Annotated in this window: 30 protein-coding genes; 28 read left to right on the top strand and 2 right to left on the bottom strand. The window is 64.1% G+C overall.

Annotation, left to right across the window (positions count from 1 at the left end):
* Positions 1-29: 29 nt before the first annotated feature.
* The 20 genes from RMN73_RS02200 (at position 30) to metK (ending at position 19,293) form a co-directional block, all read left to right on the top strand.
* Positions 30-1,448 (top strand): aldehyde dehydrogenase family protein, encoded by a 1,419-nt coding sequence (locus tag RMN73_RS02200; protein ID WP_405051508.1) that lies wholly within the window; start codon positions 30-32, stop codon positions 1,446-1,448.
* Between the two features lie 57 nt (positions 1,449-1,505).
* Positions 1,506-2,024 carry a hypothetical protein gene (locus tag RMN73_RS02195; protein ID WP_309601684.1) on the top strand — a complete coding sequence of 173 codons (519 nt, stop codon included), beginning with the start codon at positions 1,506-1,508 and terminating at the stop codon, positions 2,022-2,024.
* A 56-nt stretch (positions 2,025-2,080) separates the two neighbouring features.
* Positions 2,081-3,223, top strand: coding sequence for an acyl-CoA dehydrogenase family protein (locus RMN73_RS02190; protein ID WP_309601683.1), 1,143 nt, complete (start codon positions 2,081-2,083; stop codon positions 3,221-3,223).
* A complete protein-coding gene (locus tag RMN73_RS02185; protein ID WP_309601682.1) occupies positions 3,220-4,848 on the top strand; it encodes an alpha/beta fold hydrolase in 1,629 nt (542 codons plus the stop codon). Before RMN73_RS02190 ends, RMN73_RS02185 begins: the two co-directional genes overlap by 4 nt.
* Positions 4,848-5,906, top strand: a complete 1,059-nt coding sequence (locus tag RMN73_RS02180; protein WP_309601681.1) for an enoyl-CoA hydratase/isomerase family protein — start codon at positions 4,848-4,850, stop codon at positions 5,904-5,906. The genes RMN73_RS02185 and RMN73_RS02180 overlap by 1 nt, the downstream gene beginning before the upstream one ends.
* A 9-nt stretch (positions 5,907-5,915) precedes the next feature.
* Positions 5,916-6,689, top strand: coding sequence for an enoyl-CoA hydratase (locus RMN73_RS02175; protein WP_309601680.1), 774 nt, complete (start codon positions 5,916-5,918; stop codon positions 6,687-6,689).
* Between the two features lie 247 nt (positions 6,690-6,936).
* Complete coding sequence (gene mmsB, locus RMN73_RS02170; protein WP_309601679.1) at positions 6,937-7,827, top strand: 3-hydroxyisobutyrate dehydrogenase; 891 nt, start codon at positions 6,937-6,939, stop codon at positions 7,825-7,827.
* A 45-nt stretch (positions 7,828-7,872) separates the two neighbouring features.
* Positions 7,873-8,451 carry a NifU family protein gene (locus tag RMN73_RS02165; protein WP_309601678.1) on the top strand — a complete coding sequence of 193 codons (579 nt, stop codon included), beginning with the start codon at positions 7,873-7,875 and terminating at the stop codon, positions 8,449-8,451.
* Positions 8,452-8,475: 24 nt separating this feature from the next.
* Positions 8,476-9,138, top strand: a complete 663-nt coding sequence (gene tsaB / locus RMN73_RS02160; protein WP_309601677.1) for a tRNA (adenosine(37)-N6)-threonylcarbamoyltransferase complex dimerization subunit type 1 TsaB — start codon at positions 8,476-8,478, stop codon at positions 9,136-9,138.
* Complete coding sequence (locus RMN73_RS02155) at positions 9,135-9,623, top strand: GNAT family N-acetyltransferase (RefSeq protein WP_309601676.1); 489 nt, start codon at positions 9,135-9,137, stop codon at positions 9,621-9,623. The genes tsaB and RMN73_RS02155 overlap by 4 nt, the downstream gene beginning before the upstream one ends.
* 122 nt (positions 9,624-9,745) lie before the next feature.
* Entirely contained in the window at positions 9,746-10,174 is a 429-nt protein-coding gene (locus tag RMN73_RS02150; RefSeq protein ID WP_309601675.1) for a MucR family transcriptional regulator, read from the top strand.
* 86 nt (positions 10,175-10,260) lie between these two features.
* Positions 10,261-10,683, top strand: a complete 423-nt coding sequence (locus tag RMN73_RS02145; RefSeq protein ID WP_309601674.1) for a Fur family transcriptional regulator — start codon at positions 10,261-10,263, stop codon at positions 10,681-10,683.
* The gene (locus RMN73_RS02140) at positions 10,655-11,428 is read left to right on the top strand and encodes a lysophospholipid acyltransferase family protein (RefSeq protein ID WP_309601673.1); all 774 of its coding nucleotides are present in this window, start codon (positions 10,655-10,657) and stop codon (positions 11,426-11,428) included. The genes RMN73_RS02145 and RMN73_RS02140 overlap by 29 nt, the downstream gene beginning before the upstream one ends.
* Positions 11,429-11,437: 9 nt before the next feature.
* Positions 11,438-12,745: a tRNA (N6-isopentenyl adenosine(37)-C2)-methylthiotransferase MiaB gene (gene miaB / locus RMN73_RS02135; RefSeq protein ID WP_309601672.1), complete on the top strand. Its 1,308-nt coding sequence runs from the start codon at positions 11,438-11,440 to the stop codon at positions 12,743-12,745.
* The gene (locus RMN73_RS02130) at positions 12,745-13,755 is read left to right on the top strand and encodes a PhoH family protein (RefSeq protein WP_309601671.1); all 1,011 of its coding nucleotides are present in this window, start codon (positions 12,745-12,747) and stop codon (positions 13,753-13,755) included. The genes miaB and RMN73_RS02130 overlap by 1 nt, the downstream gene beginning before the upstream one ends.
* Positions 13,756-14,268 (top strand): rRNA maturation RNase YbeY, encoded by a 513-nt coding sequence (ybeY, locus tag RMN73_RS02125; protein ID WP_309601670.1) that lies wholly within the window; start codon positions 13,756-13,758, stop codon positions 14,266-14,268.
* Complete coding sequence (locus RMN73_RS02120; protein ID WP_309601669.1) at positions 14,268-15,149, top strand: hemolysin family protein; 882 nt, start codon at positions 14,268-14,270, stop codon at positions 15,147-15,149. Before ybeY ends, RMN73_RS02120 begins: the two co-directional genes overlap by 1 nt.
* 37 nt (positions 15,150-15,186) lie before the next feature.
* Positions 15,187-16,515, top strand: coding sequence for a sorbosone dehydrogenase family protein (locus RMN73_RS02115; protein WP_309601668.1), 1,329 nt, complete (start codon positions 15,187-15,189; stop codon positions 16,513-16,515).
* Positions 16,516-16,524: 9 nt separating this feature from the next.
* Entirely contained in the window at positions 16,525-18,030 is a 1,506-nt protein-coding gene (gene lnt / locus RMN73_RS02110) for an apolipoprotein N-acyltransferase (protein ID WP_309601667.1), read from the top strand.
* A gap of 51 nt (positions 18,031-18,081) precedes the next feature.
* Positions 18,082-19,293, top strand: coding sequence for a methionine adenosyltransferase (gene metK, locus RMN73_RS02105; protein WP_309601666.1), 1,212 nt, complete (start codon positions 18,082-18,084; stop codon positions 19,291-19,293).
* Positions 19,294-19,302: 9 nt separating this feature from the next.
* On the opposite strand, the gene RMN73_RS02100 is transcribed toward metK, so the two are convergent.
* A complete protein-coding gene (locus tag RMN73_RS02100; protein WP_309601665.1) occupies positions 19,303-19,710 on the bottom strand; it encodes a DUF1761 domain-containing protein in 408 nt (135 codons plus the stop codon).
* A gap of 76 nt (positions 19,711-19,786) precedes the next feature.
* Here RMN73_RS02100 and RMN73_RS02095 point away from each other — a divergent pair, with 76 nt between their 5' ends.
* Both RMN73_RS02095 and RMN73_RS02090 read left to right on the top strand, forming a co-directional pair.
* A complete protein-coding gene (locus RMN73_RS02095; protein WP_309601664.1) occupies positions 19,787-20,518 on the top strand; it encodes a tRNA (guanine(46)-N(7))-methyltransferase TrmB in 732 nt (243 codons plus the stop codon).
* Positions 20,519-20,527: 9 nt separating this feature from the next.
* A complete protein-coding gene (locus RMN73_RS02090) occupies positions 20,528-21,562 on the top strand; it encodes a cysteine synthase A (RefSeq protein ID WP_309601663.1) in 1,035 nt (344 codons plus the stop codon).
* 28 nt (positions 21,563-21,590) lie between these two features.
* On the opposite strand, the gene RMN73_RS02085 is transcribed toward RMN73_RS02090, so the two are convergent.
* Entirely contained in the window at positions 21,591-22,778 is a 1,188-nt protein-coding gene (locus tag RMN73_RS02085; RefSeq protein ID WP_309601662.1) for a PQQ-dependent sugar dehydrogenase, read from the bottom strand.
* Here RMN73_RS02085 and RMN73_RS02080 point away from each other — a divergent pair.
* From RMN73_RS02080 to RMN73_RS02055, 6 genes are all read left to right on the top strand, one after another.
* Positions 22,772-23,815, top strand: coding sequence for a type III polyketide synthase (locus RMN73_RS02080; protein WP_309601661.1), 1,044 nt, complete (start codon positions 22,772-22,774; stop codon positions 23,813-23,815). The genes RMN73_RS02085 and RMN73_RS02080 overlap by 7 nt on opposite strands.
* Positions 23,812-24,315, top strand: coding sequence for an isoprenylcysteine carboxylmethyltransferase family protein (locus RMN73_RS02075; RefSeq protein ID WP_309601660.1), 504 nt, complete (start codon positions 23,812-23,814; stop codon positions 24,313-24,315). The genes RMN73_RS02080 and RMN73_RS02075 overlap by 4 nt, the downstream gene beginning before the upstream one ends.
* Complete coding sequence (locus RMN73_RS02070) at positions 24,312-24,884, top strand: hypothetical protein (protein ID WP_309601659.1); 573 nt, start codon at positions 24,312-24,314, stop codon at positions 24,882-24,884. Before RMN73_RS02075 ends, RMN73_RS02070 begins: the two co-directional genes overlap by 4 nt.
* A 110-nt stretch (positions 24,885-24,994) precedes the next feature.
* Positions 24,995-25,330 (top strand): hypothetical protein, encoded by a 336-nt coding sequence (locus RMN73_RS02065; RefSeq protein WP_309601658.1) that lies wholly within the window; start codon positions 24,995-24,997, stop codon positions 25,328-25,330.
* 191 nt (positions 25,331-25,521) lie between these two features.
* Positions 25,522-26,058 carry a ribosome maturation protein RimP gene (gene rimP, locus RMN73_RS02060; protein WP_309601657.1) on the top strand — a complete coding sequence of 179 codons (537 nt, stop codon included), beginning with the start codon at positions 25,522-25,524 and terminating at the stop codon, positions 26,056-26,058.
* Positions 26,059-26,065: 7 nt separating this feature from the next.
* A partial coding sequence (locus tag RMN73_RS02055; protein ID WP_309601656.1) for a NusA N-terminal domain-containing protein occupies positions 26,066-26,550 on the top strand: 485 nt, incomplete at its 3' end.

Genomic DNA, 26,550 nt, shown 5'->3' with positions numbered 1-26,550 from the left:
TCGAACGTCCGCTCAAGGAGTTTTGTGCCGTGGCCACCGCCGTCAATCTCGAACCGACCTCCGACGCTGAGGAAATTGCCGCGCTGATCGCCCGATCGCGGAGCGCGCAGGCCCAGATCGCGCATTATTCGCAGGCCCAGGTCGACAATCTGATCCGCGCGATGGTGTGGGCGGTGGCCAAGCCCGAGGTCGCCGAAATGATCGCGCGCCATACCGTCGAGGAGACCCAGCTCGGCAATTACGAGGGCAAATATCTCAAGATCTTCCGCAAGACTCGCGCCACCTTGATGGACATCATCGACGACAAGTCGGTCGGGGTGATCGAGGAGGATCGCGAGCGCAATTTGATCAAGATCGCCAAGCCGGTGGGCGTAATCGGCGCCTTGTCGCCATCGACCAATCCCGAGGCGACCCCGGTGATCAAGGCGATTGCGGCGGTCAAGGGGCGCAATTCGATCATCGTCGCGCCGCATCCGCGCGCCAAGCTGACCAACAAATTGATCTGCGACCTGATGCGCGAGGCAATCGTCAAGATGGGCGCGCCGGCCGACATCGTGATCGGGATCGACACGCCGACGGTTGAAAAGACCAATGAATTGATGCGCCAGTGCGACCGCATCCTCGCCACCGGCGGCGCGGCGATGGTCACCGCAGCTTATTCATCGGGCACCCCGGCGCTTGGCGTGGGGGCGGGCAATGCCGTCGTCACGGTCGACGAAACCGCCGACCTCGACGACGCCGCCGAGAAGATTCGCCTGTCCAAAACACTCGATCTCGCCGCGTCGTGCAGTGCGGACAATGCGGTGATCCTGGTCGATGCGATCCATGATACGATGCTCGCCAAGCTTGTCGCCAAGGGCGGACTGGTGCTCGACAATGCGCAGAAGGCCAAGCTCCAGCAGGTGATCTGGGTCGACGGGCATATCAATGCCAAGGTTGTTGCGCAGACGCCCAAATTCATCGCCGATGTCGCCGGCTTCGCGATCCCCGAGGGCACGCAATTCTTCATCGTCCCCGAAACCGGCGCGGGCCCCGATCACCCCTTCTCGGGCGAGAAGATGACGGTGACGATGGCCTTGTACCGGGCGCGCGACATCGACGAGGCGATCGCGCTGACCAACCGCATCCAGGCCTATCAGGGTCAGGGCCACAGCTGCGGCATTTACTCGCGGTCCGACGCCAACATCATGAAACTGGCCGAGGGCACCAACACCAGCCGCGTGATGGTCAACCAGCCGCAATCCGCCTCCAACAGCGGAAATTTGTGGAACGGGATGCGCCAGACTTTCTCGCTCGGCTGCGGCAGCTGGGGCGGCAATGGCACCAACAACAACATCACCTGGCGCGACCTGATCAACGAGACCTGGGTGTCCAAGCCCTTGGCCGTGCCCAAGATTTTGCCGAGTGACGAGGTTTTGTTCGGCGACGTGATTGCGAAGCTTGGCTGACGACCGGACGGTGAGTGGCATGAGGCATCCAAATGCCGAATTGCGCGTTGCCGGACCATGAAAAGCCAAGCCTTGATCCCCGCCGCCTTGCTCGCGCTCGCCGCTTGCCAGCAAAACACCGACAATATCGCCATCGACGAGGCCAATAATGTCGCTGCGGTGGAGGTCGAAACCTTGCCACCCAATGACGGTACCGCCGCAGCGCAGGGCACGCCCGCCGCGACGCCGACCAACGCGGCGAGCCCCGCTAAGCTGCCGACCGCTATTCCGGCGCAATTTCATGGCCGCTGGGGGCTGACCAAGGCCGATTGCACGTCGACCAAGGGCGACGCCAAGGGGTTGCTGATCATCAATGACGTGCGGCTGACGTTTTATGAAGCCAAGGGGACACTCGACAAGGTGCTTGGCGCGACCAAGACCAGTTTCGATGCCAATTATGGATTCAGCGGCGAGGGCCAGACGTGGCAGCGGGTCGAGCGATTCAAGCTGGTCAATGCCAGCCTCAACCGCCGGACCGATGCCGCAGCCGGTCAGGAACCGCCGGTCAATCTGACGTATAAGCGCTGCGCCAACTAATCGATTGATCACGGCGGGGCTGGCGAGAGCGATGCCCCGCCGCTAATGGCAGCGCCATGAGCCAGTTCGACCTTACTGAAGACCAGCGCCAGATCCAGGAGATGGCGCAGAAATTTACCGCCGACGCGATCACGCCGCACGCTGCGGAGTGGGACGAGAAGCATATCTTCCCGCGCGACACGATCCGCGCTGCCGCAGAGCTTGGCTTCGGGTCGATCTACGTCAGCGAGGACAGCGGCGGCATCGGGCTCGGGCGGCTCGAGGCGGCGCTGATCATGGAGGCGATGGCCTATGGCTGCCCCTCGACCAGCGCGTTCATCTCGATCCACAATATGGCGGCGTGGATGATCGACCGCTTCGGATCAGACGAGGTCAAGGCCAAGTATCTCCCGTCGATGATCCCGATGGACCGGATCGGCAGTTACTGCCTGACCGAACCTAGCTCGGGGTCGGACGCGGCGGCGCTCAAGACCAAGGCGGTATTGGACGGCGATCATTATGTCGTCTCGGGATCGAAGGCGTTCATCTCGGGCGGCGGCGAGAATGAAATTTACCTAACCATGGTCCGCACCGGCGAGGATGGTCCCAAGGGGATCAGCGCGCTGGTGATCGAGAAGGACATGCCGGGCGTGTCGTTCGGCGCCAACGAAAAGAAGCTCGGATGGCATTCGCAGCCCACCGCGCAGGTCAATTTCGACGAGGTCCGCGTGCCGGTCGCCAACCGCGTCGGCGGCGAAGGCGAAGGTTTCCGGATCGCGATGATGGGCTTGGATGGCGGGCGGCTCAACATCGGCGCCTGCTCGCTTGGCGGGGCGCAGCGCTGTCTCGACGAGGCGATCGGCTACACCAAGGAACGCAAGCAATTCGGCAAGGCGATCGCCGACTTCCAAAACACCCAGTTCACGCTCGCCGACATGGAAACCGAGCTGCAGGCGGCGCGATACTTGCTGTACGTCGCAGCGGCCAAAGTCAGCGACAATGCCCCCGACAAGACCAAATTTGCGGCGATGGCCAAAAGGCTCGCGACCGACACTGGCAGCAGCGTCGTCGACCGCGCGCTCCAGCTTCACGGCGGCTACGGCTATCTCCAGGATTATCCGATCGAACGCTTCTGGCGCGACCTTCGTGTCCACTCGATCCTTGAGGGGACCAACCAGGTGATGCGGATGATCGTCGGCCGCGAGTTGACGCGGCAATGAGCCCGCGCAAACCCACCCTGCCGTTTGACCCGTTCGCGATTGCCAAGGCCACCAGCGAAGCGGCGATGGGGTTGGCGATGCGGCCGCAGGATTTGCTCGAGGTGCAGGTCGCCGCGGCCAAGCAATGGGGCGACTTCTGGTCCGATGCGCTGGGCGGCAAGGCGGGCGAGAAGCCGCGCGACCGGCGGTTTCACTCGGCTGAGTGGCAGGACGATCCTTACTATCGATCGGTCAGAAATGCTTATCTGCTGGCGTCGAAGCAGTTGCGCGACCTGGTGGCGGGCGGCGACGGCGATAGCAGCGCGAAAGCGATGAGCCGCTTCCTGCTCGACCAATATCTCAATGCCGTTTCCCCGGCCAATTTCGCGCTCACCAACCCCGATGTGTTGAAACGCACGGCGGAGACCAACGGCGCGAACCTCGTCGGCGGGTTCCAGAACCTCGTCGAGGATATTATGAGCGGCAAGGGCATCGTCCAGCGCCGCACTGACGCGGGCGCGTTCGTCAAAGGCGAGACCATCGCCGCGACGCCGGGCGAAGTGGTGTTCCAGAACGAATTGTTCCAGCTAATCCAGTACACGCCGACCACCCCCAAGGTGGCCGAAGCGCCGATGCTCTACGTGCCGCCGCTGGTGAACCGTTATTACATGATCGATCTCGCGCCCGAGCAGAGCATGGCGAAATGGCTGGTCGACGAGGGGCGGACCGTATTTGTCGTGTCGTGGGTCAATCCAGGGCCCGAGCATAGGGACAAGGGCGTCGAGGATTATGTCGTCGACGGTGTCATCGCCGCGATCGACGAGGTGCGCCGCCGGACCAAGGCCGCACCCGATCTGTTCGCATTCTGCCTCGGCGGGACATTGGTGGCGATTGCGCTGGCGTGGCTCGCGGCGGAGGGGCGCGGCAAGCACGTCAATTCGGCGACATTGATCGGCAGCCTGGTTGATTTCGCCGACATGCGCGACTGGTCGGCGTTCGTCCACGAAGGCCATCTCGACGCGCTCGACGATCATCTCGAAAAGGCCGGCTATATCGACAGCCTCGAGCTCCAGCGGCTGTTCGCGGCGATGCGCGCCAATGATCTGATCTGGTCGAGCGTGGTGCAGCATTACCTCCTCGACAAGCCCGCGCCCGCTTCGGACTTGCTGACATGGTTCGAGGATGGGGCTCGCATCCCCGCCGCTTTCCTCAAGAGCTACAATCGCGATCTGTTGCTCAACAATCGCCTCAAGGAACCTGCGGGTTTCGCGGTGCGCGGGACGCCGATCGACCTCGCCAAAATTGCAGCACCGATGCTGGTCATCGCGCTCAAGGACGACCACGTTTCGGCGTGGGAAGCGGTGTATCGCGGCGCGCGGCACATCCGCGCCGACTTCATCCTTGGCGGGTCGGGCCATAATGCCGGCGTCATCAACCCGCCGAGCCGCAACAAACACGGCTTCTGGACCAATGTCGCGCGGCCCGAAACCGCCGAAGAATGGCTCGCCGCCGCGGATCGGCATGAGGGAAGCTGGTGGCCGCTGTGGACCCAGTGGCTCGACGGGCATGGCGACAAGTCGGTACCTGCACGCATCATCAAGGACGGCATCGAGCCCGCCCCCGGTTCGTACGTGATGATGGCCTGATGAGCGACGTCCTGACGGTCAAGGAAGGATATGCCGGCCGCCTTCGCCTCAACCGCCCCAAGGCACTCAACAGCCTCAACCGCCAGATGGTCCGCGACATGGCGCGCGCGCTGATCGAATGGCGCGACGACCCCGATGTGCGGATCATCCTGATTGATCACGCCGAGGGCCGCGGTTTTTGCGCTGGCGGGGACGTGGTCGATATCGCCAATTCGGTCGAGGGCACAGATGCCGCAGCGCGCGCGTTCTTCTTCGACGAATATCGTCTCAACCACCTGGAATATACTTACGCCAAGCCCGGCGTCGCGTTCATGGACGGGATCACCATGGGCGGCGGGGTCGGGATCGCCTGCCCGTGCCGCTACCGCGTGGCGACCGAGCGGACGATCCTCGCCATGCCCGAGACGACGATCGGCATTTTCCCCGATGTCGGCGGCGGGCGTTATTTGTCGCGGCTGCGCGGGCGGCTGGCGCAATTCCTCGCGCTGACCGGGGCAAGGCTCGATGGCGCGGAATGTCTCAAGCTCCGGCTTGCCACTCACTATATCCGCTCCGACCGGCTCGACGCCGCCAAGGAGCGGATCGTGGCCCAGCCGTTCCGGGTCCAGGCGATTCTCGACGAATTGTCCGAAGATGAAATCCCGGCCGCGCGCATCGCGGGCAACCTCACCAAGATCGATCGTTATTTCGCCTCCGACCGGCTGGAGGAGATCATCGACGCGCTTGATGCCGGCGCGGTGGAGGGCGACGAGTGGGCGGCGAAGGAGGCGATCACAATCCGCGCCAAATCGCCGATGGCGTGCAAGGTCAGCCTGAAACTGCTTCAGGAAAGCCCCTACCAACTGCACTTCGTCGACGAGATGCGGATGGAATATGGAATCATGGTGCGACTGATCCATCATCCCGACTTCCGCGAGGGCGTGCGCGCGCTGCTGATCGACAAGGACAATAAGCCGGGCTGGAACCCGACCAATCCCGCGTCGATCGGCGACCGCGATGTCGACGCTTTCTTCGAGCCGCTGCCGATCGAAGAGCAGTGGCGCCCGTTCGATTTTTAGGAGCCTGACATGAGCTACGAGACCATCATCGTTGAGGCGAAGGGCGCGGTGACGTTGGTCACGTTGAACCGCCCGCAGGCGCTCAATGCATTGAACTCGACCGTGCTCAAGGAATTGATCGCTACCTTCGCCGCATATGACGCCGACGACAGCCAGCACTGCCTGGTGCTCACCGGGTCCGAAAAAGCGTTCGCGGCGGGGGCCGACATCAAGGAGATGCAGGCCCAGGGCTTCGCCGACATGTACGGCAGCAATTTCTTCGCCGGGTGGGAGCGGGTCACCGCAACCCGCAAGCCGTGGATCGCGGCGGTCGCCGGCTTCGCGCTTGGCGGCGGCTGCGAAGTGGCGATGATGGCCGACTTCATCATTGCCGCCGACAGCGCCAAATTCGGCCAGCCCGAGATCAAGCTTGGCGTCACGCCAGGCATGGGCGGGTCGCAGCGGCTGGCGCATGCGGTCGGCAAGGCCAAGGCGATGGAAATGTGCCTCACCGGGCGAATGATGGGCGCCGAGGAAGCCGAGCGCAGCGGGCTGGTGGCCAAGGTCGTCCCCGCCGCCGATCTGATCGACGAGGCGCTGAAGATCGCCTCCGCGATCGCGAGCATGGCTCCCCTAGCCGCAATCGCGACCAAGGAAATAGTCAATGCGTCGTTTGAGCTGGGGCTGGCGCAGGGCATCAATTTCGAGCGGCGTCTGTTCCACGGCCTGTTCGGGACCGAGGACCAGAAAGAAGGCATGGCCGCCTTCGTCGAGAAACGTCCGGGGAAGTGGACGGGGCGGTGATCGCTGCGTTCTTTCTGTCGCTTGGCGCGCTGCTAAGTTGGATTGGTTGGCGGCATTGGCGCTACCGTAATGAAGAAACGATTAGCCTATTGGAATCGACAATCTTGACGGCGACAGGTGATGAACCGCTTCCGAGGACCGGAATCGATCGTTTTGTCACGTACGTGCAGGCCATTTTCGGATTCGTGTTAGGTCCGTTCTTTTTTCTAATCGGTCTTGTGATCGTTCTGAGTGAATTGGGAATGATATGAGAGTAGCATTCATTGGCCTCGGCAATATGGGCGGCGGGATGGCCGCGAACTTGGCCAAGGCGGGGCATGAGGTTGCCGCGTTCGATTTGAGCCAGGCCGCGCTGGATCGCGCAAAGGCTAATGGCTGCACCATCGCAGCGAGCGCGGAAGCAGCGGTCGCCAACGCCGAGGCGGTGGTCACCATGCTCCCCGCGGGCAAGCATGTCGCCGAGGTCTACCGCTCGACCGTCTTCCCCAACGCGCCCAAGTCGGCGCTGCTGATCGACTGCTCGACCATCGACGTCGCTACCGCCAAATCGGTCGAGGCCGAGGCGAAGGCGTCGGGGTTTGTGATGGTCGACGCGCCAGTATCGGGCGGGATCGCGGCGGCGGATGGCGGCACGCTGACCTTCATGGTCGGCGGCAGCGACGACGGGTTTGCGCGCGCCAAGGCGTTGCTCGACAAGATGGGCAAGACGGTGATCCATGCGGGCGATGCGGGCGCCGGCCAGGCGGCCAAGATCTGCAACAACATGCTGCTCGGCGCGACCATGGCCGCGACCTGCGAGGCATTCGTGCTGGCCGAAAAGCTCGGGCTCGACGCGCAGACCTTTTACGACATTTCGTCCAAGGCGAGCGGCCAGAGCTGGTCGATGACCAGCTATTGCCCCGTGCCGGGAGTGGGTCCCGAAACCCCCGCCGACCGCAATTACGACGGCGGGTTTGCGGCGGCCTTGATGCTCAAGGATCTCAAGTTGGCGATGGAAGCGGCGAAGGAAGCCGGCGCCTACACCCCGATGGGCGGCGAGGCCGAAGAATTGTACCAGCGCTTTGTCGATCGTGGCGGCGCGGGCAAGGACTTCTCCGCGCTGATCAAGATGATCGATGACAGCTGGGTGGCCCCTTAGCTCCCCTCCCTTGCAGGGAGGGGAGTTAAGGCCCACATCTCATTTATGCTGATCGAGATTGAACCTACGCCCAACCCGGCGACGCGTAAATTCCTGCCCGGACGAACCGTGATGGACACCGGCGGGCGCGACTTTCCCAACGCCGCCGCCGCTGAAGCTTCGCCGCTCGCAGAGGCATTGTTCGCGATCGGCAATGTCGACGGCGTCTATTTTGGCCGCGACTTCATCTCGGTTTCGGCTGCGCCCGATGCAGACTGGCCGAGCCTCGAAGCCGATGTGCTAACCCTGTTGCTCGACCATTTCACGCTTGATGCTCCCTTGTTCCGCCAGGGCAGCGCAGCGGGGATTGAGGTTGCGCCCGACGATGGGTTCGACATTGTCGATGATCCGGCCGACGCCGACATCATCGACCAGATCAAGGATTTGCTCGAAACCCGCGTCCGCCCGGCGGTCGCGAATGATGGCGGCGACATCGTCTATCGCGGCTATCGCGACGGCAAACTCTACCTCGTGATGCAGGGCGCCTGCGCCGGTTGCCCATCCTCGGCGGTGACGCTCAAGCGCGGGATCGAAAGCCTGATCAAGCATTACGTCCCCGAAGTCGAAAGCGTCGAGGCGGTATAACGCCGACTAGGTTTCGCTTGCTCGTTGACCGCGCTTGTGGCCAATTCCTCGACTGAACGAGCGGAGCGCCATGAGTTGATCCTCGCCCTCGACACTTCGACCGCCGCCTGCACCGCGGCCCTGTTCGCCGCCGACGGCAGCCTGTTCGCGCGTGCCGATGAGATTGTCGAACGCGGCCACGCCGAGCGCCTCGCGCCACTGATCGCCGAAATGCTCGGTGGACATGTCCCGGCGAGTATCATTGTTGGCGTCGGCCCGGGCAGCTTCACCGGCCTGCGCATCGGCATCGCCTGCGCCCACGGTATGGCGGTGGGGTGGGACATTCCGGTCAACGGCATGGATTCGCTCGCTTTGCTTGCCGCCGGCGCGCCGGGGGATGGCCCGGTCGTGGTTGCGGTCAATGGCGGGCATGGCGAGATCTTTGTCGCGCAATATGCCCGACCGCGATTGGCGTCGATCGGTGAGCCTGCCAATTTGCGCCCCGACGTGGCCGCCGCCCGCTATGACACGGCCTTGGTCGTCGGCAATGGCGCAGCGGCTCTGGTTGCGGCGCGCGGCTCGGGCGAGGCGATCGACCTGCTCCCCTCCGCCGCTAATGCGCTCCTCCTGCCCGTTGCGCTTCGGAGTCTCGCACCAAGCCCGATCTATGCCCGCCCGCCTGACGCAAAGCCGGCAATAGCGGCATGAGCAGCGCCAGCCAGCGGTACATCCCGATTCGCATCAACGACGGCTGCTCCGATGATCTCGACGACGTAATGGAGGTAATGCGCCACTCGTTCGACCCGGCATATGGCGAAGGCTGGTCGCGGTCGCAATGCGCCGGGATATTGCCATTGTCCGGCGTAGTGCTGGCCGTGGCCCGCGACCAACATGACATGGTGCGTGGATTTTCGCTCCAGCGAACGATTGCCGGCGAATCCGAATTGCTGTTGCTCGCCGTGCACCATGATGTGCAACGATCCGGGATCGGTAGCCAATTGCTCGATCATTTCGTCGCGACCAGCCGCGCGCGCGGCGCCGCCCGCCTTCATCTTGAAGTGCGCGACGGCAACCCAGCGACCGCCATGTACCAGGCCTATGGATTCAGCCCGGCCGGGCGCCGTACCAACTATTATCGTGGTCACGACGGTGGTGTATACGATGCCATTACCATGGCGCTCGACGCCGATTGACGGAAATTCATTCGCTTTTGCAACGCATCGTTGCACGATCACTGGCGCGGGACTAACAGGCTATAGTCTGCCGCAATAAGCAGTACGGGTCGCGTAGAAATCCAGCTCGGGGAAATCGAAGAATGGCCGAAGAACAAGATTATGATACTTTGCTCACGCTGACGGCGGACATCGTCGCCGCGCATGTCAGCAACAACAGCGTTGCAGTCAACGACCTGCCAAACTTGATCAACAACGTTCACGGCGCGCTTAGCGGCCTGTCGGGGCGAAATGCGCCCGAGGCAAAACTTGAGCCAAAGGTACCGATTCGCTCGTCGATCAAGCCTGACTATATTGTCTGCCTTGAGGACGGAAAGCGGCTCAAGATGCTCAAGCGGCACTTGATGACCCACTATCAAATGACCCCGGACCAGTATCGCCAAAAGTGGGGCCTCAATTCGGATTATCCGATGGTCGCGCCGAATTACGCCGAACAACGGCGCACGCTGGCCAAGGCGATCGGCTTGGGCACCAAGCGTCGCAAGACGATCAAGACCGGCAAAACCAAATAGTCTTTGCGGTAAATAAATTGGGGGAGTCGGCGTGCCGAACGCTGGCTCCCCTTTTCTTTGTTGCCCCGCATCCCTAGTCTTGGGCCATGCAACGAACGATCGATATCGAACAGCTGTGCGCCGACAAGGGGCTGCGCATCACCGAACAGCGCAAGACCATCGCGCGAGTCCTCGGCGACAGCGAGGACCATCCCGACGTCGAGACGCTCCACACCCGCGCCGCAGCGATCGACCCCAACATCTCGATCGCCACCGTTTATCGCACCGTCCGCTTGTTCGAGGAGGCGGGGATCCTCGAGCGTCACGAATTTGGCGACGGCCGTTCGCGCTACGAGGCGGCCTCCGAATCGCATCACGATCATCTGATCGACGTCGAGACCGGCAAGGTGATCGAATTCGTCGACGAGGAATTGGAAGAATTGCAGCGCCGTATCGCCGACCGGCTGGGCTTCCGGTTGGTCGACCATCGCATGGAGCTCTATGGCGTCGCTCGCGATCGCGGCCGCTGATCGAAGCTCGTCGCGGTGGCGCGCCGCGCTAAGGCTGAGCGGGCTGCTGGGGCTATTAATTGTCATGGTGCCGCTGCACCTGATCGCCAAACTGCGCGGCAGGCGTTCGCCGTGGCCGCCACGTTTCCTTGGCGCGGCGGCGCGGATCATCGGCGTTCGGGCAAAGGTCGAGGGCGCGCCGCTGACCCCGCCAACCTTAGCTATCGCCAATCATGTCAGCTGGCTTGATATCCTCATCCTTGGCGGGGCGACCGGGACTGCATTCGTGTCCAAGGCCGACATTGCGAGCGCGCCGCTGGTGGGCTGGCTCGCCGACCAGAATCACACGCTTTATATCGAGCGCGCCGCGCGCAGCGACGCACATAGCCAGGTTCGCCGAATCGCCGAGGGGATCGAGCGCGAGCAACCGCTGACGGTGTTTCCCGAAGGCTCTACCGGCGACGGCTGCGCCCTGCTCCCGTTCCGCCCGACCCTGCTTGCCGCCGTCGCACCAGCGCCGCCCGGAACCGCGGTTCGCCCGATCGCGATCGATTATGGCGCCGCAGGGCCGGGGATCGCGTGGCACAGCGGCGAGCGCGGGATCGACAATGCGATGCGCTTGCTCGGTCGGCGGGGAACGTTACCGGTGACGGTGCGCCTACTCGACCCGCTGCCCCCGGGCGAGGACCGCAAGGCGATGGCCCGCGATGCCCAGGCTGCGATTGCCGCAGCGCTGACTTCCGCCGTGCCATCGTCCGGCCTATAGGCGCCGCCGATGAGCGCGATTCCAACCACCTTCCGAGTCAAGAGCTTCGGCTGCCAGATGAACGTCTATGATGGCGAGCGGATGGGCGAATTGCTGAGCGCCGAGGGAATGATCGCGGCCCCCGATGGCGATGACGCCGATCTGGTCGTGCTCAACACCTGCCACATCCGCGAGAAAGCCGCCGACAAGGCCTATTCCGACGTCGGCCGGTTGACCCGCGAAGATGGCTCGCGGCCGATGATCGCGCTCGCTGGGTGCGTCGCGCAGGCTGAGGGTCCCGAGGCCAAGCGCCGTTCGAAGATGATCGACCTCGTCGTCGGCCCGCAAGCCTATCACCGCCTGCCCGAGATGATTGCGGCGGCGGCGAGGGGCGAGCGCCCGGTCGATACCGACATGCCCGCCATCTCCAAATTCGACGCGCTCCCCGTGCGCCGCCGGACCGGGCCGAGCGCCTTCCTGACGGTGCAGGAAGGGTGCGACAAATTCTGCACTTATTGCGTCGTACCCTACACCCGTGGCGCCGAGATCAGCCGCCCGTTCGCCGATATCCTGACCGAGGCCGCGGTGCTGGTCGAGGGCGGAGCGCGCGAGATCACCTTGCTCGGGCAGAACGTCAACGCGTGGACTGGGGGTCTCGACAAGCTCATTCGCGCCATCGCCAGGATCGATGGGCTCGAGCGGATCCGCTACACCACCAGCCATCCCGCCGACATGACGCCTGAACTGATCGCCGCGCATGGCGAGGTGGAGCAATTGATGCCCTATCTCCACCTGCCGGTGCAGTCGGGCAGCAACCGCATCCTGAAGGCGATGAACCGCAGTCACAGCGTCGATTCGTACCTCCGCACGATCGAGCAAGTCCGCGCCGCACGGCCTGATATCGCCATCTCCGGTGACTTCATTGTCGGCTTTCCGGGCGAGACTGACGAAGATTTCACCGACACTCTCGCTATCGTCGATGCGGTCGGTTACGCTTCGGCCTATAGTTTCAAATATAGTCCTCGTCCGGGCACCCCGGCGGCGACGATGGAAGGAGCGGTTGACCCCCAGGTGATGGACGACAGATTGCAGCGGCTCCAGGCCCGCCTCGCCGAGCATAGCCTCGCCTTCAACCGCGCAACAATCGGGAAAGACACGCGAATCCTGGTTGACCGCAAGGGCCGCCTGCCCGGCCAGATGATCGGCAAGTCGCCGTGGCTGCAATCGATCTTCGTCACCACCGACGCTGTGATCGGCGACATGGTCGACGTTAACGTGACCCACGCCCTTCCCAACAGCCTGGGCGGTGAATTGACTGTGCAAAAGGTGGCTGCCTGATGGCCAAGCGGCTCCCCCTTCCGCCCGCTTTGACCGATCATTTGGTCGAAGGCCGCGCCCGGCTCGAGCTCGATTTCGACCAACCTTACCTCCTCGGGCCATTGTTCGGCGATTATGACCGCCATTTGGTGATGATCGAAGACCGGCTCGGCGTGCACATCAATGCGCGCGGCAATCGGGTGATGATCGAGGGCGAACCCGATAGCGCCGCGCGCGCCCGCGACGTGTTGGTCGGGCTCTACAACCGGCTTGACCAGGGCCAGGACGTCGATGGCGCCGCGGTCGAAGCGGTGATCGGCATGGCCAATCAGCCTGCGCTCGACGGGATCATATCCGCCGACGTGGCGCGGCCGGCGTCGATCATGATCCGCACGCGCAAGAAGACGATCGTCCCGCGCTCGACCACCCAGACCAAATATATGGAAGCGCTGGCGAGCGACGATATGATCTTCGCGCTCGGGCCAGCGGGCACCGGCAAGACCTATCTTGCGGTGGCCCAGGCGGTGGCGATGCTCATCTCGGGCCAGGTCGACCGGCTGATCCTGTCGCGTCCGGCGGTCGAGGCTGGCGAACGGCTCGGCTTCCTGCCCGGCGACATGAAGGAAAAGGTCGATCCCTATCTCCGCCCACTGTACGATGCGCTTTACGACATGCTCCCGACCGAGCAGGTCGAGCGGCGGATCGCGTCGGGCGAAATCGAGATTGCGCCGATCGCCTTCATGCGGGGCCGCACGCTCAGCGACGCGTTCGTGATCCTCGACGAGGCACAGAACACCACCGCGATGCAAATGAAGATGTTCCTCACTCGTTTCGGCATGCGCAGCCGGATGGTGATCTGCGGCGATCCCAACCAGACCGATCTGCCCAAGGGGACCGAGTCGGGCCTCAACGATGCGGTCGACAAGCTCGAAGGCATTCCCAAGCTGTCGATGATCCGTTTCTCTTCTAAGGACGTCGTCCGCCATCCCCTCGTCGGGCGGATCGTCGAGGCCTATGAGGGTACCGACTAAGTGAACCTCGACATCATCCTCGACGCCGATCCGGAGTGGGACAGTAACATCGGGTGGGACGAGCTTGCTCGTTCCGCCGCCACCGCCGCGATTGCCGAAAGCGCCTTTCCGCAGCTCGCCGACGGGCCGCGCAACGTCGAGATTTCGGTGCGCCTCGCGGGCGATGATGAAGTCCGCCTGCTCAACGCCCAGTGGCGCGGCAAGGATAAGCCGACCAACGTATTGTCCTTCCCGATGGCTGAAGGGCAGGAGCTTGCTGCCGCCTCCGCCGAAGGTCCCGAATTGATGCTTGGCGACATCATCCTGGCGCATGGCGTGTGCGAACGCGAGGCGGCGGAGAAACATGTCCCGATCGAGCGCCACGCGGCGCATCTGATGGTTCATGGCACGCTGCATCTGCTCGGTTACGACCATTCGGACGACAGTCAGGCCGCCGACATGGAAGCGCGCGAAGTTCGCGCCCTAGCCCGCCTTGGCATCGCCAATCCCTACACCCTTGAGGCGCACGCCTGATGGCCAGCCAGCAACCCGACGAGGGCGGATCGCGGCTGTGGCGCGGGATGCGTGCGCTGATCTTCGGCGACGATGGCGAGACCACGTTGCGCGACCAGATCGAGGAAGCGATCGACGATGCCGAAGGCGAGCGCCCGATCACCGGCGACCTCTCGGCTAACGAGCGGCAGATGCTTCGGAACCTGCTCCACTTCGGTGATCGCACGGCGGGCGAAGTTGCGGTCACGCGCGGCGACATCATCGCCATCCCCGACACCATCAGCTTTGAAAATCTGGAAGCCGCTTTCGCCGACGCCGGCCACAGTCGCCTTCCGGTTTATGCCAAGTCGCTCGATCACGTCGTCGGCATGATTCACATCAAGGATGTGTTCGTCGCCGCGCGCGACCCCAGCATCGACCGGTCGATATCGGCGCTGCTGCGCACCCCCCTGTTCGTTCCCGAATCGATGGGCGTGCTCGAATTGCTCGCCCGGATGCGCGCCGAACGGATGCACCTCGCGATCATCGTCGACGAGTTCGGCGGCACCGAGGGATTGGTGACAATTGAGGATGTGGTCGAGGAAATCGTTGGCGAAATCGAGGACGAGCATGACGAGGAAGAAACCAGCAGTTTGGTGATGCTCGAGGATGGCGTGTGGGAAGCCGATGCCCGGATCGAACTCGACGAATTGGCCAAGGCAGTCGACCCGCGCCTCGCCTCGCCCGATGATGAGGTCGACACGCTCGGCGGGCTGGTGTTCCTGCTCGCGGGCCACATTCCGGCCGAGGGCGAATGCGTCCAGCATCCCAGCGGTTGGCGCCTCGAAGCCTTGGACTCGGACAGCCGCCGCATCATCCGCGTCCGGCTCCACGCACCGGATAGGCATCCTTCGGGCGGTTGATCCGTTGCAAGCGGCAATGAACCGTCAGGAGACCAGGATGCGCGCCCTTCTTACTTCGCTACCTCTCGCCGCGTTGCTCGCCGCCTGTGGCTCTGCCTCGACCCAGGACGTGGCGATGACCCAGGGGGCCAACCCGCAACTCGGCGCGCCGCAAACCTCGACCTTTCCGACGGTTAATGTCGCCAAGGGTGAAGGCTGGCCGGCCGGCAAGATGCCGACCCCCGCTGCGGGCCTCGCGGTCAATCAGTTTGCGGGCGATCTCAATCATCCGCGCTGGCTGCTCCAGCTGGCCAATGGCGACGTGCTGGTGGCCGAGACCGACAATCCCGGCACCGACAAGACCGGCGGCACCATCAAGAGCATTATTCAGGGCTTGGTGATGAAAAAGGCCGGGTCGAGCAAGGGCAGCCCCAACAAGATCATGCTGCTGCGCGATGCCGACGGCGACGGCGTTGCCGAGACCAAGACCGTGCTGCTCGACCACGATTTATATTCACCATTCGGGATGGTGGTGGTCGGCGGCGAATTATTCGTCGCCAACGCCAATGCTGTGGTCGCTTTTCCCTTCACCCCCGGCCAGACCGCGATCACCGCCAAGCCGCGGCTCGTGACCGAGCTTCCCTCGGGCTATAACCATCATTGGACCAAGTCGTTGGTCGCCTCGCCCGATGGCCGCTTCCTGTATGTAGGCATCGGCTCGAACAGCAATGTCGGCGAGAATGGGCTGGAGATGGAGAAAGGCCGCGCTGCCGTGTGGCAGATCGACCCCAAGTCAGGCCGCTACGCCATTTTCGCCAGCGGGCTCCGCAACCCGGTCGGGATCGCCTTCAACCCGGAGAGCGGCGCGCTATGGACCGTCGTCAACGAGCGCGACGAGCTCGGCAATGATCTCGTCCCCGATTACCTCACCTCGGTCCAGCAAGGCGCCTTCTACGGCTGGCCGTTCAGTTATTATGGCCAGCATGTCGACACCCGGCCGCCCGCCAATCCGGCGATGGTGGCGAAAGCGATTGCCCCCGATTTCGCGCTCGGCTCGCACGTCGCCGCGCTCGGGCTGACCTTTTCGACCGGACAGACGCTCGGTGGTGGCTTCGCCTCGGGCGCATTCATTGGCGAGCATGGATCATGGAACCGCAAGCCCGCCAGCGGCTATGAAGTGGTGTTCGTCCCCTTCGCCGGGGCTAGGCCGACCGGTGCCAAACCGATCCCGATCCTGACAGGCTTCCGGGTCGGCGACACCGCTTACGGTCGCCCGGTCGGGGTGCAAGTCGGCAAGGACGGCAGCCTGCTCGTCGCCGATGACGTTGGCGGCAAGGTGTGGCGGGTCAGTGCCGGTACGCTTCCCCAACAGGTTACCAGTCGCTAGCGAGCGCTGATGCACCTGCTTTTCGCGCTCGCGCTCGGTCTTTGCTCCGCTTTCGCGTTCCAGCCGTTTGGCTGGTGGCCGCTGATGCCGCTCGCTATTGCGGGATTGTTCGAGTTGATCGCCCGCGCCCCCACGCAACGCCGCGCGATCGGGCTTGGCTGGTGGTTCGCGGTCGGGCAATTCTGCATCGGCCTCAACTGGATCGCGACCGCCTTTACATTCCAGGCGGCGATGCCGGCATGGCTGGGCTGGGTCGCGGTGGTCGCCTTGTCGCTCTACCTCGCAATCTATCCGATGCTTGCCACCGGCCTTGCGTGGCGCATCGGGCGCGACCGGCCAGCAGTGCTGGTCCTCGCATTGGCGGGCGCGTGGATCGTCAATGAATGGCTGCGCGCGACGATGTTTACCGGCTTTGCGTGGAACCCGGTCGGGGCGATCCTGGTCGATTCGCGCTTGCTCGACGCCAGCCGCTGGATCGGCACCTACGGACTGGGCGCGTTGGTCGTGCTCAGCGGCGGTGCTCTGTGGCTGGCATGGCGTCGCGCGTTCCGGCCCGCAGCCCTAATCGCCGCCGCCGTGCTCGCCTTCATGCTCGTCCCCACCGCTACGCTCCAGCCTGCCGGCACCCCGCGCCCGATCCGCATAGTCCAGCCCAACATCGGACAGGACGTCAAATGGCGTCCGGGATTCGAGAATGTCGCCACCACCCGGCTCAAAGCCCTCAACCGCCCGCGCGACCACCGCCAGGAACTGATCTTCTGGCCCGAAGCCGCAGTCACCACGCCCTTGTCCGACAATCGCCCCGGTGCGGGCAGCTACGTCCAGCAGGAACGCAACCAAGCAACCGCCTTGGTCACCAACCGCGATGTACTGCTGACCGGCGGGATCGCGCTTCGATCGAAGGACGGCCGTGTCTCCGACAGTGCCGCCAACAGCGTGTTCATTCTCGGCCCCGGCGGGCGGTTCATCGGCCGCTATGACAAGGCGCACCTCGTGCCATACGGCGAATATCTGCCGATGCGCCCGATCCTGTCGGCCATCGGCCTGTCGCGGCTTGCGCCCGGCGATGGCGATTTCGACGCCGGACCCGGCCCGTCGAGCCTTCAGCTTCCCGAAGGCTGGGGCAAAGCGGGGTTCCAATTGTGCTACGAAATCATCTTCTCGGGCCATGTCGTCGATCGCGCCAACCGCCCCGACTTCCTGTTCAACCCCTCGAACGATGCCTGGTTCGGCCGCTGGGGCCCGCCGCAACATCTCGCCCAGGCCCGCTTGCGCGCCGCCGAGGAAGGCATTCCCGTGGTTCGCTCGACCCCCAACGGGATCAGCGCCCTGGTCGATGCCCACGGCCATTTGATCGAATCGCTGCCGTGGCACCGCGCGGGGATCATCTGGGCCGATCTTCCGCGCCCAGCAGCTTCGCCCGGCGCGTTCGCCCGATATGGTAATGCAATCCCATTACTGCTGGCCTTGGCAATGCTCATCGCGGCGATTGCACTGCGACGGAGCCGCCGCTAAAGCCCCTCATATAAAGCTTTCCTTATATCCCTAAAAGGACATTGGCCGCCGATGCGCAGCTCCTATCTCTTCACCTCCGAATCGGTCTCCGAAGGCCATCCCGACAAGGTCGCCGACCAGATCAGCGACGCCATCGTTGATCTGTTCCTGTCGAAAGATAGCGAAGCGCGCATCGCCTGCGAGACATTGTGCACCACGCAGCTGGTCGTCCTCGCCGGTGAGATCCGCGGCAAGGGCATTTACGAGAATGACGAATGGGCACCCGGAATTCCTGAGGAAGTTGAAGCTGTCGTCCGCGCGACGGTCAAGCGCATCGGCTATGAGCAGGAGGGATTTCACTGGGAAAACTTCCGCTTTGAGAACAACCTCCACGGCCAATCGCTCCACATCGCGCAGGGCGTCGATGCCTCGGGCAACAAGGATGAAGGCGCGGGCGACCAGGGGATCATGTTCGGTTATGCCACCGACGAGACCCCCGAACTGCTCCCCGCCACGCTTTACTACAGCCACAAGATCCTCGAACGCATGGCCGCCGACCGCCACTCGGGCGCCGCGCCGTTCCTCGAGCCCGACACCAAGAGCCAGGTCACGCTCCGCTACGAAGAAAGCAAACCGGTCGCCGCGACTGCCATCGTCGTTTCGACCCAGCACGCCAAGGGCTATGACCATGGCGCGGCCGAAGCTGAGCTCCACGCCTACGTGAAGCAAGTCGTCGCCGACATCCTACCCGCCGATTTGCTCAGCGACGAGACAGTCTATCACATCAACCCGACCGCCAGTTTCGAGATTGGCGGCCCCGACGGCGACGCCGGGCTCACCGGCCGCAAGATCATCGTCGACACCTATGGCGGTGCAGCCCCGCATGGCGGCGGCGCTTTCTCGGGCAAGGACCCGACCAAGGTCGACCGTTCGGCCGCCTACATGGCGCGCTACCTCGCCAAAAATATCGTCGCCGCGGGCTATGCCACGCGCTGCACCATCCAGCTGGCCTATGCGATCGGCGTGTCTGAGCCGTTGTCGCTCTACGTCGACACCCACCGCACCGGCACAGTCGCCGACGATGCGCTCGAAAATGCCATCCATTCGATCACCAAACTCGGCAAGCTGACCCCGCGCGGCATCCGGACCCACCTCGGGCTCAACAAGCCGATTTACGCCCCGACCGCCGCTTACGGCCACTTCGGACGCAAGCCCAAAGGCGATTTCTTCCCGTGGGAGAAAACCGACCTGGTCGACGATCTGAAAGCCGCGCTGGCGGTCTAGCCGAACAGCCTATTTCCAGGCGCCGAGGATCATTCCGACCGTGACATGGCCAAGCAGCAGATGCGCGCTGTCGACCAAGGTCATGTCGATCGGCCCGACGCCATAGACCCAGCCATAGAGCATCCCTGGCACGGCCGACGCCAGCGCGACCACCGCCCCCCATTGGGCGCCCTTGCTGACGCCGGTGACCGAACCCCATTTGAACAACAAGGCCATGAACCCCGCGGTCATCAGCGGCATCACCACGCTAAACGGCATCCGGCTCTGGCCAACGGCCTCCATGTCCGCCGCACTGATCCCGGACATCGCCATCCAGCGCTCGGGCGGAATCAGCAATCCATAAATGACGAACCCGATCGCATAAAATGCGATCCCCGCTACCAATACCGCGGCCCAGTTGATTCCACCTGCACGCATTATTGCCTCCCTTGTTACCCAAGCGAAACATATGCCGAATTGCGGGGCGTGGCGAGTGGGGCTAGGCGCGCCTGACATGACCGCCGCTAAATCCGCCGACCCGACCACCATCAACCGCCTCTATGGGCGCTCGACCGGGCATAAATTGCGCGTCGAGCAAGCCGCGCTGGTCGAAACCCTGCTGCCGCAAATCTCCGTCCCCCCGGACGGCGAAATCAGCGCCTCCGGCTTGTTCGGCGACCCCCGCCCGCTTCATCTCGAGATCGGCTTTGGTTCGGGCGAGCATCTCGCTTACCGCGCCGATCTGCTGCCCGATCACGGCTTCATCGGTTGCGAGCCCTTCCTCAACGGTGTCGCCACTGCGCTGACCCACATTCGCGACGGACATCTCGCCAATGTCCGGCTGTGGACCGGCGATGCGCTCGACGTGCTGCGCCGACTGCCCGACGCGAGTTTGGCTTTCGTCTACCTCCTCCACCCCGACCCTTGGCCCAAGAACCGCCACGCCAAGCGCCGGATGATGAACGATGGCCCGCTCGATTTGATCGCAGCCAAGCTCAAGCCCGGCGGCGAATTCCGCATGGCGACCGACCATCCGGTCTATCTGACCCATGCGTTGATGGTAATGCAGCGTCACCGCCACCAGTTCGACTGGCTGGTCGAAGGACCGAGCGACTGGCTGGCCTACCCCGGCGGCTGGATCGAAACCCGCTATGCCGCCAAGGCCCGGCGCGAGGGCCGCACCCCGCACCAGTTCCGCTACCGGCGGCGGCAGGAACCGCTTTCACCGGGGCGCGTGGATGCCTAGACAGCCGCGATGACCGACAATGTCCTCGCAGCAATCGGCAATACGCCGCTGATCAAGCTCCGCCGCGCGTCGGAGGAGACCGGCTGCACGATCCTCGGCAAGGCCGAATTCATGAACCCCGGTCAGTCGGTCAAGGACCGCGCCGCGCTGGCGATCGTCGAGGATGCGATGCGGCGCGGTGCGCTGCGCACCGGCGGGACGATCGTCGACGGGACGGCGGGCAATACCGGCATCGGCCTCGCCATGGTCGGCAATGCTCTGGGCATGACGACGGTGATCGTCATTCCCGAAACCCAGACCCAGGAGAAGAAGGACACGCTCCGCTTGCTCGGAGCCGAACTGGTTGAGGTTCCGGCGGTACCGTACCACAATCCCAATAATTATGTGAAGGTCGCCGCCCGCCTCGCTGCGCGCTTGGCGCAAGACAATCCCAATGGCGCGATCTTCGCCAACCAGTTCGACAATGTCGCTAACCGCGATGCCCATGCCCGCACCACCGGCCCCGAAATCTGGCACCAGACCGAAGGCCGGATCGACGGCTTCGTCTGTGCGGTCGGAACTGGCGGGACTCTCGCCGGGGTCGCGCTGGCGCTGCGGGCGCGAACGCCGGGCATTGCGATCGCGATCGCCGACATCCCCGGTGCTGCGCTCTACAATTACTTCACCAACGGCGAGCTGAAGGCCGAGGGGAGTTCGATCACCGAGGGCATCGGCCAGGGGCGGATCACCGCCAATCTCGAAGGCCTGGCGGTCGACCACGCCTTCCTCATCCCCGACGAGGAGAGCTTGGCGGTAACCTTTGCCTTGCTCGCGGAAGAAGGCCTTGCGCTCGGCCTGTCGTCGGGGGTCAATGTCTCCGGTGCCATCCGCCTCGCTCGCCAATTGGGGCCGGGCAAGACCATCGTCACCATCTTGTGCGACCCGGCGACCCGCTACCAGTCGCGCTTGTTCAATCCGGAATTTTTGGCCTCGAAGGGACTGCCAGTGCCCCACTGGCTCCAGCCCCATCCGGGGATCGAGCCCGATTATATCCTGGTCGACTGAGCGACGCGACGGCGACGAGGGCCGCTTGCTAACGCGCCGGATCGAGCCTGACCAGACGCCCTTTGTCCTCAATCACAAACACCGTTCCGTCCGGCCCCTGGGATACCGCGCGGATTCGCTCGTCCATGTCCCATTGCTCGGCCTTGGTCGCTTTATCGCCGTCGATGTCGATCCGGATCAGCGCTTGGCCCGACAATGCGGGGACCAGGGCGTCGCCTTTCCAGCCAGCGAATTTGTCGCCGCTGTAGATCATCAGCCCGCCGGGCGAGATGGACGGATTCCACCATACTTTGGGTGGCTCATAGCCGTCGCCGACGCGATGATCGGGGATGTCGCCGCCGTCATAATTGCTGCCGTTCGACGCCTTGGGCCAGCCGTAATTCTTGCCCGCGACGATCAGATTGACCTCGTCGCCGCCCTGCGGCCCCATCTCGCTTTCCCACAAGCGCCCGTCGGGGGCGAACGCCAACCCGAGCAAATTGCGATGCCCGATGCTCCAGAAGGTCGCCGCGACGCCGCCCTGCGCGGCCCACGGATTGCCCGGTGCAGCCCCGCCCTCATCGGTCAGCCGAAGCACCTTGCCAAGGTTGCCACCCATATCCTGCGCCGGGGTGAATTTCTGTCGATCGCCCGAGGTCAGGTAGAGCAATCCGTCGGGCCCGAATGCGATCCGGTGGCTGAAATGGCCATTGCCATCGACCTTGGGCGACTGGCGCCAGATCACCTTGAATCCGGTTAGCGCGGGTTGCGCCGCATTCGTCGTGTCGAGCAGGCCATAGCCGACCGCCGCGCCGCTGGTTCCGTCCGGCCCGGCCTCGACGAAGCTCAGATAGACCCGCCGATTGACCACGAACGCGGGATGGAGGACGACATCGCCCAGCCCGCCCTGCCCTGCCGCGCGCACCGCCGGCACCCCCGCGACCGCAATTTTCGCCCCGGTGCGGGTATCGACCAGCCACAATCTGCCCTCTTTCTCGGTCAGCAAGGCCGCGTCGAGCAACGGTCGCCCGCTGCCGGTCAGGAACGCCATCGCCCACGGCGTGGAAAATTTCGCCACCTCCTGCACCGAAAACGGCTTGGCCGACGTATTTGCTGTGGTGGTCGCAGCCTGTCCGCAGGCGGCGGTCGCACCGATCAATAGCGCACTGGCTTGCCAAATATGGCGCGGCAGTGGATGCAGCGATCGCCCCAGTTGCAGGATAAAACTTTTTGCCATCAGCCAAGCTCCTCTCGATTGCCACGGCGGTTCCGCCGAACACGGTCAGCCAATCCGACGCTAAATCCGCAGCCAAGGCAATGTTCCGTGGTCGCGCAGCGTTGTTCGACCGACTGGCGGGTGTGTTCGACAACGCGCTGATCGACCGCCGGTCGACCGTCGCCCCGATCGACTGGTACCGCGAGCCCCACGGCTGGCAGGAACGCACCGAGCTATACGTCGCCGCGACCGAAGCCTTGTTCGAGGAAGCGGCGGTCAGGGCGATCGCCGACGCCGGGCTGACCCCCGACAAGATCGACGGCGTGGTATTCGTCTCGACCACCGGAATCTCCACGCCCAGCATCGACGCGCGGGTTGCGCCCCGGCTCGGCCTTCGCCCCGATATCCGCCGCGTGCCGATGTTCGGCCTCGGCTGTGCTGGCGGGGTCACCGGCCTCGCCACCGCCGCGCGGCTTGCCGCGGCCGAGCCCGGCACCAACTGGCTGTTCGTCACGGTCGAGACCTGCTCGATCTCGATCCGCCTCGACAGCGACGACCCCGCCGCAATCGTCGCCACCGCTTTGTTCGGTGACGGCGCGGCATCGGCCGTGCTGTCGACCGAGGGCAAGGGCATCGCCACCGTTCGCGGGGCGGGCGAGAAATTATGGCCCGACACATTGGGCATCATGGGCTGGCGGGTCGAGGATCCGGGCCTCGCGGTGATCTTCGACCGCGCCATCCCGCCATTCGTCGAGGGCGAGCTCGAGCTGGCGATCGATACGATTCTCGCCGACCTCGATTTAACCCGCGCCGACATCGACCGCTATTGCTGCCACCCTGGCGGGACCAAGGTGGTCGACGCGATCGAGAAATCGCTCCAGCTTCCCGTCGGCACCCTCGACCTCGAACGCGACGTGCTCCGCGCCCAGGGCAATATGAGTGCCCCGACGGTGCTGTTCGTATTGAAGGCGCTGATCGCTCGCGGCTTGCCACCCCGCGTGATGATGACCGCCTTCGGCCCCGGCTTCACCTGCGCCGGGCTGGTGCTCGAAGCGTGACCCCGCTGTGGCCGCACATCGCGATTCTCGGCTTCGTCACTGCCCAGCGCCTGATCGAACTTCCTGTCGCCCGCGCCAACACCGCGCGCCTGCTCAGCATCGGTGGCCGTGAAGTCGCGCCGGGGCATTACCCGTTCATCGTCGCGATGCACGCGGCGTGGCTCGCCAGCCTGTGGGTGTTCGCGCTTGGCCAGCCGATCAATCTCGCCTTCCTCATCCTGTTCGGCCTGATCGAGCTCGCCCGCGTGTGGGTCCTGCGCAGCCTCGGCAATCGCTGGACGACGCGGATCATCATCGTCCCCGGCGAGCAACTGGTCGCGCGCGGGCCGTACAAGTTCATCAGCCACCCCAACTACCTGGTCGTCATCGCCGAGCTGGCGGTGCTGCCCTTGGTGTTCGGCCTGTGGCAGATCGCCCTGATCTTCACCGCCCTCAACGCCGCCATCCTGACGGTGCGAATCCGGGCCGAGAATGCGGCGCTCGAAAGCCTCCGCCGATGAAATGGCTTGCCTCCCTCGCCTTGCTCGCCACCGCAGGCTGCGCGACGGCTCCCGCGCCCGACCGCGACTTTTTTACCAACCTCTCCTCGCTGTGCGGCAAGGCCTTCGAAGGTCGGATCACCAGCCCGCCCGCCGCCGCCGACGCCAGCTTCGCCAGCAAGGCGCTGGTGATGCACGTCCGCGAATGTTCGGCCGACACGATCCGCGTCCCGTTCCACGTCGCCGACGACCACAGCCGCACTTGGGTCATCACCCGCACCGCCTCCGGCCTGCGCCTCAAGCATGATCACCGCCACAAGGACGGAAGCGAGGACAAGGTCACCCAATATGGCGGCGAGTCGGTGACCCCGCTCAGCGCCGCACGGCAGGAGTTTCCGGCCGACGCCTTCACCAAGGAATTGCTGATCCGCGAGGGCAATGTCGCCGGGGCCGCCAATGTCTGGGCGGTCGAGGTCAATCCCGGCCGTACCTTCGCCTACGAACTCCGCCGCCCGAACCGCTTCTTGCGCGTCGAGTTCGACTTAACGCGTCCCGTCTCGCCGCCACCGCCGGCGTGGGGCGCTCGCTAGCAACTAGCCCGCCACTCACCGAGCGATAATTCAGTGCCCCCGGTTGAGCTTGTGAATGTCCCCGCTTCCGACCCATTGCGGACGTTTCGGTTTGAACTAGACAGGCAGGAATGACCTACTGGCGCAGCATTTTCTTGTCATTGACTGTGCTGGCAAGCTGCGGCGGTTCAACTCAAAATGCGGGTTGCCCGGCTATTGAAGCCCTGCGCGCAAGAAGCTCTGTTGCGGATGCAAGAGCGGCATATGCGAAAGGTGACTTACGGTTTCTGTCGCTAGGCGGCTTTGTAGGCGAAGTTCCGGGCGCTTCGGACAAGCTCGGGCCCACACGAGAATTGAAGGGGACCTCTGACACCGAAACAGAGGCTTGCTTCCAGCTGAAGCCTGAAGCGGAGCATTATGCCACTCGCTACAACGCGGAAATGTCAGTCCTTCTCACGCAGAAATGAGTGTCAGCTTTCCAGCCCTGGCGGACATTAGCGCGCGCAATTCAAACTGAGGCACTCCACCCTCCACTCCCCGCTTGCGACTCTCCCCCGACGCGCCTATATCGCCCTCACTTCTCCTCGACATCGTCAAGACGTTGGGGCCGGGCCGGGTCGGTCCGGCATCGTGAAGGCTTGTATTCGCTGGAGCCGCTTTGACCGACGTAACTGCCATCGCCACTCTAATCGAACCCGCCGTCAAGGCGCTGGGGCTCGACCTGGTGCGCGTGGCGATGATTGGCGGGAAGAGTGATCCGACATTGCAGGTCATGGCCGAGCGCCCCGACACGCGGCAGCTGTCGATCGACGATTGCGCCGATCTGTCGCGCGCCATCTCCGATATTTTCGACCCGCTCGAGGAAGCCGGCCGCGACCCGATCGACGGCGCCTATCGCCTCGAAGTCTCCTCGCCGGGGATCGACCGCCCGCTGACCCGCCTGGCCGATTATGCCGACTGGGCGGGGCATGAAGCGCGGATCAAGTTCAATTCGCCGGTCGACGCCGCCAAGCAGGTCACTGGCAACATTATCGGGATCGACGGCGAAACTGTCGCGATCGAGACCACCAAGGGCCGCCGCGAGGTCGCCTTTGCCAATATCCAGTCGGCCAAGCTCGTGCTGACCGACAGACTCATCAACGCCACCGCGCCGCTCAGCACCGAGGGCGCCGATACCATCAAGACAGAAGGTTGATCTGATCATGGCTACCACTGCAGCTACCGGCGCCCCAACCGGTGGGCCCACCGCCAACAAGGCCGAATTGCTCGCCATCGCCGATGCGGTTGCGCGCGAGAAACTGATCGACAAGGGCATCGTCATCGAAGCGATGGAAGACGCCATCCAGCGCGCCGCTCGCGCCCGCTACGGTGCCGAGAATGACATCCGCGCCAAGCTCGACCAGGAAACCGGCGATTTGCGCTTGTGGCGCGTGGTCGAGGTGGTCGAAGAGGTTGAGGATTATTTCAAGCAGGTCGATCTGAAGGGCGCGCAGAAATTGCAGGCCGATGCGACCGTCGGCGACTTCATCGTCGATCCGTTGCCCCCGATCGAGTTTGGCCGCATCGCCGCGCAGGCCGCCAAGCAGGTCATCTTCCAGAAGGTCCGCGACGCCGAGCGCGAGCGCCAGTATGAAGAATTCAAGGATCGCGCCAACGAGGTCATCACCGGCGTCGTCAAGCGGGTCGA

The organism is Sphingomonas sp., assembly GCF_031372575.1.
Taxonomy (GTDB): Bacteria; Pseudomonadota; Alphaproteobacteria; order Sphingomonadales; family Sphingomonadaceae; genus Sphingomicrobium.
The sequence above is the reverse complement of the archived record's forward strand: the minus strand, read 5'-3'. Positions and strand labels throughout refer to the sequence as shown.